Annotated in this window: 19 protein-coding genes; 13 read left to right on the forward strand and 6 right to left on the reverse strand. The window is 56.1% G+C overall.

Annotated elements, in window-relative coordinates; genetic code table 11:
* From MMG91_RS27540 to MMG91_RS27570, 7 genes are all read left to right on the forward strand, one after another.
* Positions 1-318 (forward strand): Imm50 family immunity protein (locus tag MMG91_RS27540; protein WP_310661311.1); only part of this gene is annotated, 318 nt, incomplete at its 5' end.
* Positions 319-816: 498 nt separating this feature from the next.
* Complete coding sequence (locus MMG91_RS27545) at positions 817-1,212, forward strand: hypothetical protein (RefSeq protein WP_310661312.1); 396 nt, start codon at positions 817-819, stop codon at positions 1,210-1,212.
* Positions 1,213-1,245: 33 nt separating this feature from the next.
* The gene (locus MMG91_RS27550; RefSeq protein WP_310661313.1) at positions 1,246-1,659 is read left to right on the forward strand and encodes a hypothetical protein; all 414 of its coding nucleotides are present in this window, start codon (positions 1,246-1,248) and stop codon (positions 1,657-1,659) included.
* A gap of 196 nt (positions 1,660-1,855) precedes the next feature.
* Positions 1,856-2,281 carry a DUF6896 domain-containing protein gene (locus tag MMG91_RS27555; protein ID WP_310661314.1) on the forward strand — a complete coding sequence of 142 codons (426 nt, stop codon included), beginning with the start codon at positions 1,856-1,858 and terminating at the stop codon, positions 2,279-2,281.
* A 397-nt stretch (positions 2,282-2,678) separates the two neighbouring features.
* Positions 2,679-3,044: a DUF6124 family protein gene (locus tag MMG91_RS27560; protein ID WP_310661315.1), complete on the forward strand. Its 366-nt coding sequence runs from the start codon at positions 2,679-2,681 to the stop codon at positions 3,042-3,044.
* On the forward strand, positions 3,041-3,307 hold the full coding sequence (locus MMG91_RS27565) for a hypothetical protein (protein WP_310661316.1): 267 nt from the start codon (positions 3,041-3,043) through the stop codon (positions 3,305-3,307). Before MMG91_RS27560 ends, MMG91_RS27565 begins: the two co-directional genes overlap by 4 nt.
* Positions 3,308-3,606: 299 nt before the next feature.
* A complete protein-coding gene (locus tag MMG91_RS27570; RefSeq protein ID WP_310661317.1) occupies positions 3,607-5,469 on the forward strand; it encodes an ATP-binding protein in 1,863 nt (620 codons plus the stop codon).
* A 544-nt stretch (positions 5,470-6,013) separates the two neighbouring features.
* On the opposite strand, the gene MMG91_RS27575 is transcribed toward MMG91_RS27570, so the two are convergent.
* The 6 genes from MMG91_RS27575 to MMG91_RS27600 form a co-directional block, all read right to left on the reverse strand.
* Positions 6,014-6,211: a hypothetical protein gene (locus MMG91_RS27575; RefSeq protein ID WP_310661318.1), complete on the reverse strand. Its 198-nt coding sequence runs from the start codon at positions 6,209-6,211 to the stop codon at positions 6,014-6,016.
* 10 nt (positions 6,212-6,221) lie between these two features.
* Positions 6,222-6,464, reverse strand: coding sequence for a hypothetical protein (locus tag MMG91_RS27580; RefSeq protein ID WP_305449200.1), 243 nt, complete (start codon positions 6,462-6,464; stop codon positions 6,222-6,224).
* Between the two features lie 62 nt (positions 6,465-6,526).
* A complete protein-coding gene (locus MMG91_RS27585; protein WP_305506063.1) occupies positions 6,527-7,600 on the reverse strand; it encodes a lipocalin-like domain-containing protein in 1,074 nt (357 codons plus the stop codon).
* Entirely contained in the window at positions 7,590-10,061 is a 2,472-nt protein-coding gene (locus MMG91_RS27590; RefSeq protein ID WP_310661319.1) for an FtsX-like permease family protein, read from the reverse strand. Before MMG91_RS27590 ends, MMG91_RS27585 begins: the two co-directional genes overlap by 11 nt.
* A gap of 1 nt (position 10,062) precedes the next feature.
* On the reverse strand, positions 10,063-10,731 hold the full coding sequence (locus tag MMG91_RS27595) for an ABC transporter ATP-binding protein (RefSeq protein ID WP_048394989.1): 669 nt from the start codon (positions 10,729-10,731) through the stop codon (positions 10,063-10,065).
* A gap of 192 nt (positions 10,732-10,923) precedes the next feature.
* The gene (locus MMG91_RS27600) at positions 10,924-12,621 is read right to left on the reverse strand and encodes a sulfatase-like hydrolase/transferase (protein ID WP_305506061.1); all 1,698 of its coding nucleotides are present in this window, start codon (positions 12,619-12,621) and stop codon (positions 10,924-10,926) included.
* Between the two features lie 380 nt (positions 12,622-13,001).
* On the opposite strand from MMG91_RS27600, the gene MMG91_RS27605 reads away from it, so the two are divergent.
* The 6 genes from MMG91_RS27605 to MMG91_RS27630 are packed head-to-tail and all read left to right on the forward strand — an operon-like array spanning position 13,002 to position 19,456.
* Entirely contained in the window at positions 13,002-14,354 is a 1,353-nt protein-coding gene (locus MMG91_RS27605) for a UDP-glucose/GDP-mannose dehydrogenase family protein (protein WP_305449196.1), read from the forward strand.
* Positions 14,351-15,409 (forward strand): NAD-dependent epimerase, encoded by a 1,059-nt coding sequence (locus MMG91_RS27610; protein ID WP_305449195.1) that lies wholly within the window; start codon positions 14,351-14,353, stop codon positions 15,407-15,409. The genes MMG91_RS27605 and MMG91_RS27610 overlap by 4 nt, the downstream gene beginning before the upstream one ends.
* Positions 15,406-16,152, forward strand: coding sequence for a sugar transferase (locus tag MMG91_RS27615; RefSeq protein ID WP_310661320.1), 747 nt, complete (start codon positions 15,406-15,408; stop codon positions 16,150-16,152). Before MMG91_RS27610 ends, MMG91_RS27615 begins: the two co-directional genes overlap by 4 nt.
* Positions 16,153-16,797: a CpsD/CapB family tyrosine-protein kinase gene (locus MMG91_RS27620; RefSeq protein ID WP_305449193.1), complete on the forward strand. Its 645-nt coding sequence runs from the start codon at positions 16,153-16,155 to the stop codon at positions 16,795-16,797.
* A gap of 23 nt (positions 16,798-16,820) precedes the next feature.
* Entirely contained in the window at positions 16,821-17,843 is a 1,023-nt protein-coding gene (locus tag MMG91_RS27625; protein ID WP_305449192.1) for a polysaccharide biosynthesis/export family protein, read from the forward strand.
* A gap of 17 nt (positions 17,844-17,860) precedes the next feature.
* A complete protein-coding gene (locus MMG91_RS27630; RefSeq protein WP_305449191.1) occupies positions 17,861-19,456 on the forward strand; it encodes a Wzz/FepE/Etk N-terminal domain-containing protein in 1,596 nt (531 codons plus the stop codon).
* The last annotated feature ends 31 nt before the right edge of the window (positions 19,457-19,487 follow it).

Genomic DNA, 19,487 nt, shown 5'->3' on the forward strand with positions numbered 1-19,487 from the left:
ATGCGCACTTCTTACGTCATGCTGGACGGAAACTCTATATGCTTAAAACTATACAGCCAAGTAGAACAAGCAGTCGCCCCTAAGAAATGGCTGGAAAAAGACTATAACGAGTACGAATTCCAGCTTTACATAATAAATGTAGAAAATTTCAATGTAGAAAATTTCAATTTCAGCGGCCCCACTACTATAACCGTTACTCCAGATAGCTCAAAATACAAAGTCACACTTGAGTTTGGAAATTCATGTACAGCCAAATGCAATGCAAAAAACATTACCATAGCAAATATTAAGGCGTACCATAACTATGGTGCAGTGTAGCAAAAGAACATCCAAATCAGCTCACACCAAGAGAACTGCCTAAAAAATTAACAAAACTCACCTCAACGCTTCAAAGCAAAAATGTAAAGAAAGGGCATAAAGAAAGAAAGGGGACAGATTTATTTTCATGGCGTGAAAAATAAATCTGTCCCCTTTTGGCTACTGCCACTGCAAAAACCCACTTCAGGAAAGTTAGNGCAAAAATGTAAAGAAAGGGCATAAAGAAAGAAAGGGGACAGATTTATTTTCATGGCGTGAAAAATAAATCTGTCCCCTTTTGGCTACTGCCACTGCAAAAACCCACTTCAGGAAAGTTAGAAATCCTGAAGATTACTACCACTGGGACGACGTACCTATTTCCGATATAAAAACAAGGAAAGTTACGATGGCGAATCATGACCCAAGTGATCCTCACGGAGGCCATCCACACTTGCAGCTTCAGCCAACTTTAGGCAAAGCAATTCGTATTTACTGGCAAAATCCGTTCGCAGGCCAAAAATGAGCACTCAACAAATGATCCCGAGAAAGGTTTGGTATGGACTTGAAAGCAAATCATATCTTGAAATTGCACAAGAACTTCCAGAAAATGACGAGTCTCTGCGCAGATGGGTTGCCATCTACGCAGTTTATCAAATCGACTTTATCAATCGACGCGCAACACGCTTGTTTTATGACTTCTTAGAAAATGCAAGAAATTCAAATTATGTCGCCATCGAGTTCAGCATCCCACGACACATACTTGAAACAAGAGACAGTATTGACGATAGCGACATTACAATAATAAAATTTCAAAAGTTGGAAACCGAAGAAAACATCAATAACTTCCTACAGGAAAACAACATTAACCCAGACCTGTTTACGCCGCCTTGGACATGCGATTATCCATTAGATTAAGCCCTCCAAACTCTATAAAGGAGATTATCCATAATGAAAGTCGTTTGCAAAACAAACAATCTACACGACATCTTAGACCCATACACTTCAGCTAGATTAAAGCACTATATCTCTAGATCCGATGGTGAGATAGATCTTGAAATCGCTAGAGAATACACAGTCTACGGCGTTGAGTTCTGGGATAATTGCCCATGGTTCTACCTGTGTACTGAAGAGGACGACGAGTATCCAAAACCCTTTGCTGCTGAGTTTTTTGAGGTAATAGACGAGCACATTTCACAATACTGGAAATTGAGCTCGGTCCCGTCAGAAGATAGAGAAAATTCAACTTCACTAGTATTCGATGAATGGTCTAAAGACCCAAGCTTTTACGAACGATTAATTGATGGTGACCCAAATGCCGTTTTGTTGTTCTCCAAATATCGCGACCTCATGAACTCTGAGTAAAAATAAATAGTTATCAAAACCACTCTCCATTATTCCAATTCAGAAAAGCGAAATTTATTTCCTACAGACCAAAAAAGGAAGAGATTTATTTTCTATGCACATGAAAACTGAAAATAAATCAAACTGAAAAGATCTGTCCCGAATGGCAAGAGTCTGCAAAATATGTTGGTAATGATAGGCTGGAGCGACCCAGAAGATGATTAACAAAGATCTGGAATCATTAATTTTTGATTTTTTAAGCGCCGTGAAAACCTCACTGCAATTGCTTGAAGACAAATTCGGCTCGAGATCACTACACCAATTATTGCATGACAAAAAAATAGCTCAACGAGGAGAGATCTTTAAGGGTGTAAGCTATCAATTACATGGAAACGGATGCATGATCGAATACCCAGAACACTGTGTGGATTTCGATTTCGGGCCAAATGGAAGAACCGATGGATTCGACGCATGGCGCTTGTATAACTATGCATGCGAATTCCCAGAAAAATATGCAAAATACACAAACCTCGCCACAGTTGAATTAGAGCTAAACAAATACATTCAAGAAGATATGATAAAAAAAACAGACAACTCCACCTCAAACTTATATTTTTTACGCATCCCAAAAAAGGCCAATTAATCTCATATTTAGGTTTTCGCTCCTTCTACAAAGGGGGCAGTTTTGTTCAAGTCTTCGTAATTGGTAATCTGCCCTTCCCCCCTGAAACAGGGTTTGGTATCCAGATGAAACTAAAAAATATTTTCACAAGTAAAACGGAATATTTCAACATCGGACACGAAGAAACGCCCGGCAAGTTCTACTTGTGATCAAGCCCGGTAGTGATCGTGGAACCGCCTGTTGAGTTGAAGTTCGTTGCCTGACAAAAGCATCGGACATTTCCCACAAATCCCATCGCCCCCCATGAACTTGTACACCCTCTCCTCCCCAGATAACCTCCCCCAGCCGCTGCAACCTCAGCGACCGGTTTTGACAGACCGAACACGATCAGGCATGCAAATGCCGCTTTGCGGCTCCATTGTTTCAGGAGCTTCACGATGAAAAAGTTTCCACCCGATTCCCTCGACCCCTCCAACTCAGCCAAGCAACCCAACGCACCATAAGCGCCCGTCTCCGCGACCCAAAAAATCCCGACCCCATCAGTCACGTTTTCACCCTCCTCCCCAACCTCAACACCGAAACCCTGCTAAGCCACGCCTGCGAAACCCTCGCCTCGCTCAACGTGCTGACGACCGACTTTGCTTGTGAACTCGAAGGCTCGCACCGCAGCCTGGCGCTATCGATTCAGCAATTGGCCGTGCTGGGTGAATTGTTGGTAAATCGGGCGCTGGACAATCTCGATCCGCCCGGTGGGGCGTCCGATGCTCAGGAGGTGCAGCCATGACTCGATACATGCCGATTACCGGCATCGACTGCACGATCCCTTCCCTGTTGATCGATACCGAAGCGCCTGTCGACGTGTTGCACGACACGGCGGCGTATCGCATTCGCAGCGTCACTCAACTGTTGGAAACGCTGTCCCTGGGCGAGGTGCTTGGTGGTGATGCTGCGCTGCTGCAAGAGTTTGCGAAGGTGTTAGCAATCCAATTGCGTGATGGCTGCGATTTGCTGGATGTAGTCGGGCGGCGGTTGCGAGCGCAACTTTAAATCATCAATAAAAATGGGCGACTCAAGGTAGGGTCGCCCATTTTTATATCCGCAACTTTTAAATATCGCCTCCCAGACTTATTCACGCAGCACTTTGCAAGAGTTTGTTATAAACTGTCTTTAAACTTCTGATCAATCCAAAAAATCGACTCAACATCGTGAGCACAAAAAGCCCAAAAAACTGGCTCTTTGGTCAACTAACACCTCATCGCCTCACCTGAAAACAGCGAAAAACAAAACAATGGTTTTCAACCAACCTTCAAACTATACTTCCGTGCGCAGTATGGAGGCTGTGATTTATGTTCAAACTCAAACGGAAAACATGGATTTTTCTCTTGGTCTACACCGTAGGTGTCAGTGGCTATATCTACTACCTCTACGTCGAGACTCAAGGAGTCCTCACTGAAAACATCAATAACAAGTTGCTGCATGCCGCGTTGGGTGCTTCGGCCATCCTCGGCGACCGCTACCATGACAATCTGATCGACAAACAGTCCAAATCCGAAACGGAAGACTGGAATGCCATTCAGCGACTTTCCAGCTTCAACGATTCCATGGGTACTGCCTTTGTCTACAGCGTGGTCAAACGCTCGGGCGAGGCTTATCTGGTTAGCTCCAGCGCATCGAAAAAAGAAATTCAGGAGAAGAATTTCGTGCGCTTTTTCGATCCCTACCCGGATGCCAGTCAAGCTTTGCTCGACAGTTTTGAGCGTACCGAACCCACCTGGATCGACTATTCGGATCACTGGGGAGACTTTCGCGCCGTCTTCGTCCCAATGAAATCGCAGGACGGTACTGTTTATGTTACTGGTGCGGAGATTACGTTGGCGGACTACTACCACCAACTCAATCAGGACTCCCTGCACCATATCATCCTGGCCATTCTGGTATTTCTCGCCCTCAGCCTTTTACGCATGCGTGCTCATCTCCAGCAATTGAAAATAAACGAACAGGTATTGAATCAGGCAAAAAATGCCGCCGAGGACGCTGATCGTTCTAAAACCAGATTTTTGGCCACCATGAGTCATGAGATCCGCACACCGATGTACGGTGTCATCGGCGCGACCGAGTTGCTGGCGCGGTCCGCCCTGAGCCCCGAGCAAAGCCGTCTGCTAAAAACGATTAATACCAGCGGACGAACCCTGCTGTCTCTTATCGATAACATTCTCGACCTTGCAAAAATCGAAGCGGGCAAACTTGAGTTGAAACCTCGTGTTTTCGAAGTGAGAGCATTGGTTTTATCCAGTATTGAAATGATCCGGCAAAACATTCAGGACAAGCCAATAGCCCTTGAGGCCCACGTCTCACCGGACGTACCTTCCTTGGTCAAAACCGATACCGATTGCCTTCGCCAGATATTGCTCAACTTGTTGGGCAATGCGGTTAAATTCACCGAATCCGGAAAAGTATCGCTCATGGTCACGACGAGCGGTTACGGCCCTCAAGCCCGACTCGACTTCTCCATACGCGATACCGGCATAGGTATCCCCGCTGAACGGCAAAACAGCCTGTTCAAGCCCTTTACTCAGTTCAAAGGGCCGGCCAGTCAACGCTTTACCGGGAGTGGACTCGGTCTTTCAATCTGCAAAAATCTGGTCGAGGCGCAGCAGGGGACTTTATCCTTTACCAGTCAGCCTGGCGTCGGATCGACGTTCTCCTTCTCACTCCCCATGGAGCTTTTTTCAGTCTCGGAAATACCCATCGGGGACGATCATGCAGTGGTGGGTTTCGACTCATCTTTTGCCGAGGATTACCCGCTCGATATCCTGCTGGTGGAAAACCATCCCGTGAGTCAGAAAGTTGCCATGGCGATGCTACAGGAGTTGGGTTATACACCCGACCTTGCGTCAAACGGTCTGGAGGCGGTCAATAGGTGTATGCCTTCGACTCCAGATATCATTTTTATGGATATCAACATGCCTGTTATGGATGGGCTAGCGGCCATTCGTAAAATCCGCAAACTACCATTGGGCGAGACTTGCTACATCGTTGCTTTCACCGCGAGCGCTTTTTCGAGCGAGATAGAGCGTTTCAGGGTCGCGGGTGCCAATGACGTTTTAACCAAACCGGCGAACTTTATGGCCTTGACCCGAGTGCTTCAGCGTGCTGCCAACTACCGGCAGCAGCTCCAGGCCAGCACTCCGGTAGTGGATGCAATTTAAAGTTTGAATGGGCTCAGACCACAGTCGCAGCGTGACTCAACGGTTGGAAACGCTTTCCCTGGGCGAGGCGCTTGGCGATAACGCTGCGTTGTAGCAGGCATTTTGCGCGAGCGGCGGTTGCGGGCGCAGCTTTAAATCACCCAATAAAAATGGGCGACTTCAAGGTCGCCCATTTTTTATGTCCGAAACTATTAAACATTGCGTTCCAGAGGAGGTGTTCGCCCAGTGTAATGGCCTGGCAATCCATGCACCGGTAAAGAGCCCTGACACCGGGCGAACGGGAAGGATTTTAATAGAATTTGGCCGATATGTCCTCGGTACAAACATGAAATTTATGCACGTAATATTTCGTAAGTTTTTGCTAAAAAACCGGATACAAACTTCTCAAACTCACCAGTTCGACCATTAAAACTGATTGTTCTTATACAGTTATTTGCACAAGAACAATCAATATGTACAAATAATGATCAGCTTGGATGCTGGCTGGTGACTTTCAGCACATCGGTACAGGTCACCACATCGCTCTGTTCTACGTTCAGATCTTTCATTTTCGCCTGCATTGACGCTGCTCAGGGAGTGTCGCAGTTTCTTGTGCGGTGGATTCGCCGCTTTCCGTGCCCTTGCCGCTTTCCTTGCGCCGGGTCGGGTCGGTGGGGCGCAGGGCGTCGTTGTCGCGCTCGACTTCGCCCGGTGGCCGCGGTTCGTCGGGGTTTTCGGAGGGGGTGGTCGGTTTGGGGCTCATGGTATGTTCCTCAGGCTTCGGGATCGTCGACTTCGTGGGCGACATTCACGGCGGGCGAGTCTTTGTGTGATTGATCGGCCTTGGTTTTGAGGGTCTGCCATTGCTCGAGGTCGATGGCGCCCTGCCCCAGCAGATCGTCGGCGATGCGCAGTAATTCGCTGTAATGCGCATCGGGGGATTGCTGCCAGTAGGCTTTGTCGTCGAACAGCCGCTGCCAAGTGGCAAGGGTGGGCGGTTTGAGGTCGTCGCTCATGGCAGGCTCCCGTGAATGGGCTTCATTACGTAGGAAAACGGCGTGGCGCCGAGAGTTCCGGGTCAATAGCCGGTCATCTCCAGATACCCCTGCCCGCCATGACTGCCGCTGAGCCGCACCGGCCCTTCCCAATAGGGAATGCGCAAGTCCATCCAGGCCTTGGGATTGAGGGCGGCGATGGTGATATCGAGGTGTTTGGCGGGGATTTTGATCGACCAGCTCACGGGCATCGAACGCCCGGCCACGTTGGCGGTGTCTTGGGGTGTGAGGCTGATGTCGTCGGCATGCAGTAATTGCGTCTGCCCTTGGGCATCGATCCAGGTGCCGGTGAGGTATGGCGCGCCGTCCTTTTGCCGCATGCGGTAGAGCATGACCTGTTCGCCGCTGTCCAGGTGCAGGGAGAACCAGTCCCAACCGGTCTGGTTGGCGGTCAGGGGTTGGCTGCTCCACTCGCGGTCTAGCCAGGCCGGGCCGCTGACGGTGTAGGTTTTACCATCGATTTCCAACGTGCCGCTGGCCTGGAAAAACGGCTGGCTGTAGTAGTAGGACGCCTGGCCCTGTTCGGACTTCTGGCTGAAGCCTTTGTCGCCCTGAAGCACCAATGGCCGACTTGAGGTCAGTCGAAGCTGGTAGCTGAAAGCCTTGTCGCGAGCGCTGAGTTGCAGGTCCGCCAGCGGATCTTCATGGGGGGCCTGACTGCGGAAATACCAATCATCGATCCATGCGTTGAACGGCGCCAGGCTCACGCCGGCCTGGCCGACGCCGCCTCGGGCGTAGCGTTCGGCGGCATGGTGCACGGTGGCGGAAGTCACAGCAGCATGGCCCAGCCAGATGGTCTGATTGCTCCAGCCAGATTGTTCGGGCGTTGCTTTCAAGGCGCTGCGAAACAGCGTCCATTGCGCGCCGAATTCCTGGCCCTGATCGTCCTTGAGGTTAGCGGTGACGTACCACCATTCGATGCGAAAACCATCGTGCGGGCCGTGGTCCGCCGGAAAATTGAAGACTCGCCCGGGCACCACCGGGGTAAATGCCTCGACCTGATGACCGAGGCCGGCGAAGCCTTTTTCCGGCGCAGGCGTGTTGTCGCATCCGTTCAGCAGCGCGGCCAGTAACAACACGCCGAGCTTAATCTTCATGAGCAAACGTCCTCAGCAGATCCGCCGGTTGCGTGCGATACAGCGAGTACAACGGCCATGCTGAAGCGAGCAATGTCGCAAGCAACGCCAAGCCCATCAACTGCAACAGTTGCAGTGGAAACACCCGCAACGGCAAGCGCCAGCCGAAGGCCTGAACGTTGATCACCGTGTCCAGGCACCACGCCAACGCGATGCCCAAGGGCAATGCCAGCACCAGCGTCAGTACCGCCAGCAACCAGGTTTGCCCGAGGTTCAGCAGCATCAATTGGCGACGGGTCACGCCCAGCGCCCACAGTGGTGCGAGTTGCCCAAGGCGGCTTTGGCTCTGGGTCAGCAGGCTGATGAACAGCGCCACGCCCGCGACGCAAAGCGTCAGGCTGTTGAGCGCGGCAGTGGCGGCGAAGGTGCGTTCGAACACTTGCGTGGACCAGCCCTTGAGCCGGGCCTGATCGACGATGCGGCTGTCATCCAGGGCGAAGCGGGTTTGCAACGCAGTCAGGAACCCCGGGATGGACGCAGGGTCGATGCGCAGGTTGAAACGGTTGGGCGTCAATTGCGGCCAGCCGCGCAGCAGATGGTTGATGTTGACCAGAAGATGCCCCTTGGGATTGCCGTAGTCGGCGTAAATCCCGACGATCCGCGGCGACCATGGGCCATTGGGCGTGGGAATGGTCAGGTGATCACCAAGGCGTACTTTCAACCGCCGCGCCAGTTGTTCGCTGAGCATCAGCGCGTCGTCCTTGGCCAGTCGTTCCCAAGGGTTGTCGCCCAAGGCTTCCAGCAGGGGCCAGTGCTGACGATACGTCGGGTGATCGATCACGCCAAAGACGTCCGCCGGCCAGCCCTGCAACTGGATCGACACTTGCCAGTTCGGCAGCACCGCGGTGACTTGAGGTTGTTGTTTGAGCCAGGTGTGCAGTTCTCGAGCCTGGGCGGGACTTTGCGGATTGAGGTACAGCTCAGCGGTCAGGCGCTGTTCGAGCCAGTTGCTGAACGTCTGACGGAAACCGGCGGTCATGCTGCCGGCGCCGATGTTCGCCGCCAGCGCCAACAACAGCGCCATCAAGGCCAGGCTCAGGGCCGGCAGTTGCTGGCGGCAGTCGGCGAGAAACCATTGGCCGAGCACCGAACGACTTCGCCCAAGCACCCAGTCGAGCACGCTGTTCAACACCACCGGCAAGGCCAGTGCGGCACCGATCAACAACGCGGCCATCAGCACGAATCCGCTGCTCAGGCTGTCGCCGAAGATCAACGCCAATAAGGCGATCAGCGCAGCGAACGCCGCGACCCAACCCTGACGCCGCAACCAGCGCGCGTGGGCCTGATGCCAGGCTTGCGGATTGGCCAGTGCCAGCAACGGCAGACGCGCCGCCCGCAGCAAACTGTTGGCACCGGCCAGTAAGGCGCCGAACAGGCTCAGACCGATACCGCTGAACCACCACAGCACACTGAGGTTCAACTGCCCCGGGACTTCGGCGCCGTACAAACCGCGCAGGCTGGCGGCGACGTCCGGCAACAGCACGCCGGCCAGCAGGTAGCCGCTGACGACACCGGCGATTCCACCGATCAACGCCAGGCCACCCAGTTCGACGGCAAGGCAGGCAATCAACATCCGTGCGCTGACCCCACAGGCGCGCAGGGTTCTGAGCAAGCCTCGGCGTTGCTCCAGCGCCAGACCGATCGCCGCGTGGACGATGAACAGACCGACCACGAACGACAGAAAGCCCAAGGCATCGAGGTTCAGATGGAAGCTTTCGGTCAGGCGCGCGAGATTGTTTTCTTCGCCGCTGGTTTTGAGCTGGAGTTGGCTCTTGAGCTCATCAGGCAGGGGCGCGCTGAAATCCTTGGGCAGCAGCAGCCGCGACAGTTGATCGGGCAATTGCAGAATCTGTTGGGCGAAGCCGATGTCCACCAGCAACACACCAGGCGCCATGTCGGTCTGGGCACGCAGCGGCGGCAAGGTGACTCCGCTCTGGGCCACCGGGGTTTCACCTTCGCGCAAGCCCAACGCCTGCAAAGTCTGCGGTGAAATCCAGGTACTGCCCGGCGGGGTGAAAAACTCGACAACCTGCTCGATCGGCAACGACTGCCCGGCCACTGCGGAACCGGCCGGCAACGACACCGGTTCAATGCCCATCAACTGCAAGCGCTGGTCTTCATGGCCCTTGAGCGTCACCCGGCCTTGCAACACGGGCGATACCGGCCAACCCGCACGACGCAGGTCGACAAACACTTGCTGGGAAAACACCCCACCGCCGGGCGCACTGAGGCTGGCTTGCGGTTCGCCGCCGATCATCTGACTGGCCCGGGCGTAGCTTTCTCGCGCCTGGCTGTTCAGCGCTTGCACGCCCGTCAGCAGGCTGGTGGCGAGCCAGAGCCCGGTCAGCACACTGAAAAATTGCACCGGGTGCTGTCGCCAATGGCTGAGCAGCGCCCGCAGCGTCTCGCGAAAAACCCGCACCTCAGCGCTCGTCCGCGCCAGCCAGACGGCCGCCGTGCAGCACCACTTTGTCTGCCAGCCGCGCGGCGACCCGTGGGCTGTGAGTGACCATCAACAACGTCGTCGGGCTGTCGTCGAGCAGTTCCAGCAACAACTTCAACACCTCATCGCTGGTCGCTTCATCAAGGCTACCGGTGGGCTCGTCGGCCAGCAGCAGTTTGGGTTGCGATGCCAGGGCGCGACCCAGGGCAACCCGTTGCTGTTGCCCGCCGGACAACTGTTCTGGATAGCGCCGCAGTAAATCTCCCAACCCAAGACGTTGCACCAGATGCGCTTGCCAACGCGGATCGTGGCGGCCGGCCAGACGCGCCTGAAACGCCAGATTGTCCTCAACGCGCAAACTGCCGATCAGGTTGAACTGCTGGAACACCAGACCGATTTCGGTCCGCCGCCAGTTTGCCAATTGGCTTTCGTTCATCTGCTCCAGCCGATGCTCGCCACTGCGGATGCTGCCGCGATCGACCTTGTCCAGCCCGGCGATCAGGTGCAGCAAGGTGCTCTTGCCACTGCCCGACTCGCCCATTAGCGCCAGGCTGCTGCCGGGCTTCAACGTGAGGTCGACGCCTTGCAATACCGGCAGTGGGCCTTGGGGGGTGGCATAGCTTTTGAAGACGCCCTGGACGTGAAGCATGGGGGGAACTCTTTTGATGAGCGAGGGGCAAGGGTAGAGAGTACACCCGATAATCTTGGGTTGAATGGTCTGACGTCTTCGCGGGCAAGCCCGCTCCCACAGTGATCGAGGCGAACCCAAACTTTGCGTACGCCATCGCCCCCTGTGGGAGCGGGCTTGCCCGCGATGAGGTCAGATCAGCCCATCAAAATTTCACTGCCCCACCGCCACACTCGGCATCACCCGCGTTGGCGTCACAATGCGGTTCAGGTCAATATACTTCCACTCAGGCTTGGCCCCCAACCGCGCATTGAAACGATAGTTAAACGTGAAATCGTCCACCGTCGGCACACTCAACGGTTTGCCATACACCGCCTCAATCCCCGCCAAGTCATAACCCATCACCTGCAGCAACGTCGGGAAGATGTTGTAGTGACTGGAACGATCCTTGTTGGCCGGCAACTGCGCCTGCCAGTCCAGGGTCTTCAGATCGCTGCCCGAAATCACCACCAGGGGCACCAACCCCTCCTCCTCCACCGGGTCACCGCCGCAGTGAGTATTGAGCCCCGGGTTACCGCGTTCATGCAGGTCCTGCCCGTGATCCGAGGTATAGATCAGCAGCGCATTGCGCAAATCCGCCTGAGCGAAAACCCGGGCGAAGAACTCGCCGACATTCCACAGCACAGTATTTTTGTAAGCATTGCGGTACAGCAACCAATCATCCGGCTGACCGTTGAAACCATCGCGTTTGCCCGTGTCCGCCACTTCGACAAACCGTCCACGGGGCAATGTCGGGCGGTAAGCCATAAACGCGTCCGGGTACTTGTCGTGCACGGGAAAATGCGCGCCGACCTTGTTGATCACCACCAGCTCCGGCTTACCGTCGTTGAGCAGCTCGATCAGCTTGGCCGCCGCGGCCATGTCGCGTTCACGCACACTGGTGCGGTCGAATTGCACGAACTCGTCGATGTCCTTTTTCTCGGCAGCGTTCATCAGGTTCTGCATGTTGCCGGCGGTGCGCTGGGAGTCGATGTAGACGGTGCGCAGCCCGGCCTTTTTGGCGTACTGCCAGATCGACGGCAACGTGCTGTTGATCCGCATGTAATCAGCGCGAGTGCCACCGTAGCGCAAGGTGACATTGGTGTCGGCGCTGCAATTGGCGATGGATGCCGCGTAGCCGTAATTGAAAATGTCCACGCCCGGGCGCGGTTCCTTGAGATTGCTGTGCACACCGAACGGCGTGTTGATGTCCAGGTAGTTGCCGGAAATGCTCTCGTCGATGATCAGCACGATGTCGTGTTCCACCGGCTGATCGATGCGGGTCAGGCTCACCGGCTCACGCGGGCCGACAGTGTTGTGCAGCGCTTCATAGGTAAACAGATTCAAATAGGCCAACGGCGTGTACATGATCGGCAAGCCACGGGCGCCCTCACCGGCCCGCACAAACAGCACGGCGCTGAGCATCAGCACCCCGAGCACGGGCGCCGCCACCAACAGCGCCCCCGGCAATGGCAGCCGTCGACGCGGCTTGAGTCCGATACCGAACAGCAGCAACAAACCACTGGCCATCCCGCTGATGATTGCATCGCGGTACTGGTACGCCGCCTCTTGAATGAACCCACCGGAATACACCAGCGACACAAAACTGCTGTAGGTCATGTAACCGGCAGTCACCTGCGCATAGACGTCGAAGAACACCGCCGAGCCAAACATCGTCAACGCGAACAGGTGACGGATCAGCGTCTGGCGAATGTACGCGGTCATGAACAGCGCCACTGTCAGCACGACGAACATTGCGCCAAACAACAGCATCGGGAAACCGATGCCCAGCGCGTCAAGACGATCGAGGTAGTAGTCGTAATTCTTGAGCAGATACAGAACCAGCAGCAGTTCTTTGAGGTAACGGATCATGGTGTTTACAGCACCTCCACGGCCAATGGATTGTCGGCCATTTTCTGACACTAGCACCGGGCCCTCGAAGCGCAAGAAATGCCGGTTTTTTTCCTAAAGCGTCAAAAAAACGTTGCCTCAAATCTGACACACTCAAGCGTCTGTAACCCTTGTGTTTCAAGCCTTACGACCGTTTATCGTTTTCTTCAAACCCTCAGAAACCCCTCAAAACCGCGGCAAATCCAGCAGCGGCAAGCACTTGATGGCAAATAGCCCGTGAAATCGGGGTTTTCCCGGTCGCGTTACCCGTCATTTTGCTGACTCGCTTTCCCATGGCTGGGCTATACCCCTTTTGACAGTCTCATTTCAGTTACATCCACCGTCTTACGAGGCACGCCAATATGGACGTGAGCGTATTTGGTACGGGCTACGTCGGCCTGATACAAGCTGCGGCATTGGCCGATGTCGGACATCGTGTGCTGTGCGTTGATATTGACCCCAACAAGATCAAGCAACTGCAACAAGCCGTGCCCCCGATCAGCGAACCGGGACTGTCCAGCACACTGGAAGACAACATCAAGGCCGGTCGCTTGCTCTTCTCCACCCAGGCCAGTGACGCGGTCGAACACGCCGAGCTGATTTTTATCGCGGTGGGTACTCCCGCTGATGAAGACGGTTCCGCCGACCTCAGCCATGTGCTGAATGTTGCTCGGCAGATCGCCAGTTTCATGGAGTCCGACCGCACCCTGATCATCAAGTCCACCGTACCGGTGGGCACCGCGGACCAGGTGACTCACGCCGCCTACGAGGAACTGCAACGCCGTGGCAAAGAGGCGTTGAACGTGCGAGTGGTGTCCAACCCCGAGTTTCTCAAGGAAGGCAGCGCTCTGGCCGATTGCATGCGCCCGGACCGAATCATCGTCGGCACCAATGACGATGAAGCGCGCAACCAATTGAGCGAACTCTATGCGCCGTTCTGCCGCAACCGCGAAAAGCTCATGTTCATGGATAACCGCAGCGCCGAGCTGACCAAGTACGCGGCCAACGCAATGCTCGCCACCCGCATCAGTTTCATGAACGAACTGGCCAACCTCACCGAGTTGCTGGGGGCCGACATCGAGGCGGTGCGCAAAGGCATCGGCTCGGACCCACGCATCGGTTACCACTTCATCTACCCCGGCTGCGGCTTCGGCGGTTCGTGCTTTCCCAAAGACCTGCGAGCCCTGTTGCACACCGCCGAACACAACGGCATGCCAATGCGTCTGCTGCGTAGCGTCACCGATGTGAATGACAGCCAACGGCACATCCTCTTCAGCAAACTGCAGGCGCTATTTCCCGATGGCCTGGTCGGCAAGTCCATCGCGATTTGGGGCCTGGCCTTCAAGCCCAATACCGATGACATGCGCGAAGCCCCCAGCCGATATCTGATGGAAGCACTGTGGGCCGAAGGCGCGAGCGTGCAGGCTTACGACCCGGAAGCCATGTCTGAGTGCCGACGCATTTACGGTTACCGCAATGACCTGCACCTGTGCGCGACCCGCGACGACACTCTGGAAGACGCCGACGCGCTGGTGATTTGCACCGAGTGGAAGAATTTCCGTGTGGTCGATTTCGACCTGCTGGCGAGCAAACTGCGCGCGCGGGTGATCGTCGACGGGCGCAACCTCTACAACCCGGAACACGTGGCGGCGGCCGGCTTGCACTACAGCGGCATCGGGCTTCGGCACATCGCTCCCGAGGCGCCACGGCCATGAAAATACTCGTCACCGGAGCAGCCGGTTTCATCGGCGCCCATTGCGTATTGAGGCTGTTGCGCGACGGGCATCAGGTGTGCGGCCTGGACAATTTCAACGACTTCTACGACCCGCAGCTCAAGCACGACCGCGTGGATTGGGTGTGCAAGCAAGTCGGCGATTTCCCGCTCGCCAAAGTCGACGTGGCCGACGCCTCGGCCCTTGATGCCTTGTTTGTTCGTGAACAACCGGAGGTGGTGATTCACCTCGCGGCTCAGGCCGGGGTGCGTTACTCCCTGGAGAATCCCCGGGCCTACGTCGACAGCAATCTGAGCGGGTTTCTGAACATCCTCGAAAGCTGCCGTCACCACCCGGTCAAGCACTTGATCTATGCCTCATCCAGTTCGGTGTATGGCGCTAATCAACACACGCCTTACTCGGTCAAGGACGGCGTCGACCACCCGTTGTCGCTGTACGCCGCGACCAAAAAAGCCAATGAGCTGATGGCCCACAGCTACAGCCATCTGTTCGGCATTCCCTGCACCGGCTTGCGTTTTTTCACCGTGTACGGGCCTTGGGGCCGACCAGACATGTCGCCGATCCAGTTCGCCCGGGCGATTGCCGAAGGTCAGCCGCTGAAGCTGTTCAACTACGGCCAGCACCAACGTGATTTCACCTACATCGACGACATCATCGAAAGCATCGCCCGTCTGATCGAGCGCGCCCCCCAAGCAGCACCGGACTGGAACCGTGAACAACCGGACCCAGCCAGCAGCATGGCGCCGTGGCGCATTTACAACATTGGCGGGCAACAGCCAGTGGAGCTCAAGGACTACTTGGCGCTGCTGGAAAAACACCTCGGACAAAAAGCCCTCGTCGAGTTGCTGCCCTTGCAGCCGGGCGACGTGCTCAACACCTGCGCCGATGCCAGTGATCTGGCCCAGGCCACCGGTTTCCAGCCACGGATCGAGCTGGATGAAGGACTCGGACGATTCATCGCCTGGTTCCGCGACTACTACCCACTGCGCCATGCCCACTCGCCACTCGCGTCCGGGCTTCAGCGGAGGACTCTATGACTGGACATGAAAAAGGCGTGTTGCTCAATCACATGCAGCGTGACAAACGCCTGGACCCCGAACATCGAATGCGCCTGGATACGGCGATCCACATGCAGGGCCGCGGCTGGATGACCGGCCGTGACGGTGGTCGGCCCTGGACGCTGTCGCGAACCAACCGGGTGGTTGCATGCCTTGGCGCGCTGGTGATTCTGCTGCTGCTGTCCCCAGTGTTGCTGGGCCTGGCATTGGTGATCAAGTTCAGCAGTCCGGGGCCGGTGATGTTCGTGCAAAAGCGCACCGGCTACCGCGGCCGCATGTTTGGCATGTACAAGTTCCGCACCATGGTGACCAACGCCGAAGAGCTCAAGGAATCGTTGCGGCACCTGAACAAACACGGCGCCGATGCCATCGATTTCAAGATCGACAACGACCCACGGATTACCCCCATCGGCGGCTTTCTGCGGCGCAGCAGCCTCGATGAGTTGCCCAATCTGATCAATGTAGTCAGCGGCGACATGCGCTTGGTCGGTCCGCGACCGACCTCATTCAATGCCTATCGCTACAAAGACAGCCACCTTGCACGCCTGAGCATCTACCCCGGCATGACCGGCCTGTGGCAGATATCCGGGCGCAGCAATATCGACTTCGACCAGCGCGTTGAGTTGGACCTCAGCTATATCGCCGAGCAGAGCCTCTTGCTTGATCTGAAGATCCTGTTGAAAACCCCCTTCAAAGTATTCAGCGGCCACGGAGCGAGTTAAATGGACGGTTCATCGAATAAAAGCCTGACCATCGCCAGCCCGAGCGAGTCCAACCTGACTTCGACCGTGCTCGACCTGGATCTGCGGATCCTCTTTCTGACCGCTGCCAACACAGGCGCCGGCACCACCACCAGCGCCCTGGCGCTGGCCAGCCAACTGGCGTCAATGAGCAGCGGCCAAGTGTTGCTGGTGGACGCCAGCCAGTCGGAGGGCAACCTCACGCAACAGCTGGGGCTGACCAAAGAACGCGGCTTTCGCGACCTGCTGTTCAACGCCTCCCCACCATTGCTGCAGGACTGCCTGGTGAACGTCTCCAGCCTGCCCTTCCACATCATGCCGAACGGACGGCACATCCGCGGCGCCGAGCACCTGACGACCGAACAATTGGCCCCGTTGCTCAACCAACTGGGCGATCGCTATCGCTTCGTGGTGATCGACGGGGACGCGGTGTATTCGGCCGCCGACACGTTGGTCATCAGTACCCTGGTGGACGGCGTGATCATGGTGGTGCGCGCCGAAGACACTCGTTGGGAAGTGGCCCAGGCCGCGGCCCAGCGCCTGACCCAGGCCGGCGCAAAACTGGTGGGCAGCGTCTTCAACCGGCGCAAGTACTACATGCCCAAATGGCTCTACAAAAACCTGTAAGCAACCGCAGAAAGGATGACGCCATGAACGCCAAAATGCTTCTCCTGCTGTTGCTGCCGCTTGCAGGTTGCTCCAGCACCAGCGAAACCCAGCATATGCCGGTGCAGATCCTCACGGCCGAGCCGGCCAATGCCCAGGCCACAGACATGCCCAAGGTTGAACAGACCTTGCGGCCCAAGGATGTGCTGGATGTGATCTTCCACATCAGCACCAGTAGCTCGGGCGCTTACCGCATTCAGCCCGGTGACCAGGTCGCCCTGAACTTCACCGCGGCCAGCCAACTCAACGGCACTCAACTGGTGCTGCCCGACGGCACCATCGAACTGCCGGGGGCCAATACCGCGGTGAAAATCGGCGGGCTGACGGCCGTCGAAGCGCGGCAGGAGATCCAGCGTGCCTATGAGCGCAAATCCCTGTTTCAGCCCAATCGCAATCAGGTGACGGTGCTGGTCACCAGCCCGCTGAGCAACGAGCTGAACCTCAAGAGCAACCTGAGCCAGCCCGGTAGCGGTATGACCCGGGAGATCACCGTGGGCAACGACGGCTATGCGAGTTTCCCGGAAATAGGCTCCGTTCCGCTGCAAGGCATGACGGTCACCCAACTGGAAACGTTCCTCAATCAACGTTACGCGCAACTGCCGGGGCGGATGAGGGTCGACGTCATGCTCAAGTCCACGTCGGGCAACGAAATCTATGTGCTGGGTGAAGTCGCGCAACCGGGCTCCTACCCGATTCGCCGACCGGTCTCGGTACTCGAAGCGTTGACCCTGGCCCGTGGCACTAACGTCAAGGCGCGACTCGATTCGGTGGTGATCATGCGCCGCACCGGCAACCATGTGCAGGCCGTGCACTACGACGTTGAAAAAGCCTTGTCCGGTGACGCCTCGCAGATTGCTTACCTGCAACCGGACGACATGCTCTACGTGCCCAAGACCAAACTGGCCAGCGCCGGTGAGCTCGCACGGCAACTGGCGGACGTGGTGTTGTTCCAAGGGGTGGGCTTCGGTTTCGCCTACCGCGTCGACAACAAAGACAGCGACAACTAACGCTCAGGTGACCGACCATGAACCCAAAGGAAAACTACCTGCATGAGTTCTTCAGGATCTTCTTCGCCAACAAGCAGTTGGTGAAACGAGTCTTCCTGATCTTTGCAGTGATCGCCCTGATCTTGCCGCTGATGCTCAAACAGAGCTTCGACATTACCGCGCAAGTAATCGTGCAATCCAAAAAACTCTCCCAGGGAGACGCCACTACGTCCCTGACTCAGGGTGATGCCTCTTTCATTCCGCCGTCACTGGCGGACATGGAAACCGAGAGCAATATTCTGCGTTCGCCGGCCCTGATCCGTCAGACCATCAGCGACCTGCGGGACAAAGGCGAGTACGCGCCCAACCCCGGAATCTTCAGCAAACTGGTGACCGAACCGATCAAACGTTTTGTGACCACCCCCTTGCGTGAATACGTTGTCAACCCGGTGCGCGATGCATTCGGGCTTGAGACCGATCCGGTTCGGGACACCGCCCTGGATACCTACACCCAAGAGGCCGTCGATAACCTGAAAATCGAAACCTTGCCGGGTTCCAACGTGATCTCCATCGTCTACAGCTTTGGCGATCCCGCCCAGGGCACCCGGTTTGTCGCGGCGCTGTTGCAAAACTACCTGGCCAGCCGTCAGGAACTGCAATCGATCGACCTGCCGCAGAGCTTCTACGAAACCAAGAAGAAGCAATATCAGGTGCGTCTCGATGGCCTGGAAGGCACGCGGCTGGCGCTGCTCGAAGGCGTGGGTTCATCCGATCCCAAGGAAGAAATCACCTTCCGCCTCAATGCCATCAACACCGAGGAACAGGCCCTGAACCTGTATCAGGATCGCCTGCTGCAAAGCCAGCGCTGGCTCGACTACCTGAAAACCGCCCTGACGTCAGCCACCAATACGTCCCGGCTCAGCGAGTACACCTTCCCCTTCACCTTCACCACCACGGTGGACAACATTGCCTTCGAAGACCGGGAGATCAGACAGCTCGGTGAGCAACTGACCACTCAGGTCAGCCGCTACATGAACGACCTGGCGATCTTCAAGCCGGGCAGTGAACCAATGCTGTTGACCCGCGAGCAGATTTCCCGCACCCGTCAGCAGTTCCTGAAAATCGTCAGCAACCGGATTCAGGAGCGCACCAACGACCTGGCGATTGTCACCTCGGTGATCAAGCAGAAAACGGAGCGCATCGCCCAGTTCAAGGACCGCATCCATCAGTTGCAAGTGGCTCAAAGCAAGCTTGCGCAGATGGACACCGAGATCAATGCCTTGCACGCGGCGTTCTCCACCTATGCCCAGCGCTTTGCCGAAAGCAGCTCCGCCGGTTTGCTGGACAACGATATGTCCAACGCCCGGGTACTCAGCCCGCCATACGAACCGACCGAGGCGGCGTTTCCCAAACCGCTGCTGATCATTCCGTTCGGGATGCTGACCGGTCTGCTGTTGGCGATTGCCTTCGTCTACGTGCGTGAGTTCTTCGATCACCGCTTCAAACACCCAGCGCAAATCACCCATGAACTGGGCTTGCCGGTGCTGTTGGTGATTAACGAGCAAGACGTTATGCCGAACAACCCGCACAAAAACTGGACCGTGGATAGCTTCGTGCATTGGGTGCGCCATTGAACGGGCCGCTCAGCGCCAGCGCTCTGCCGAT

Source organism: Pseudomonas sp. JL3 (assembly GCF_031570575.1).
GTDB lineage: Bacteria > Pseudomonadota > Gammaproteobacteria > Pseudomonadales > Pseudomonadaceae > Aquipseudomonas > Aquipseudomonas cucumis.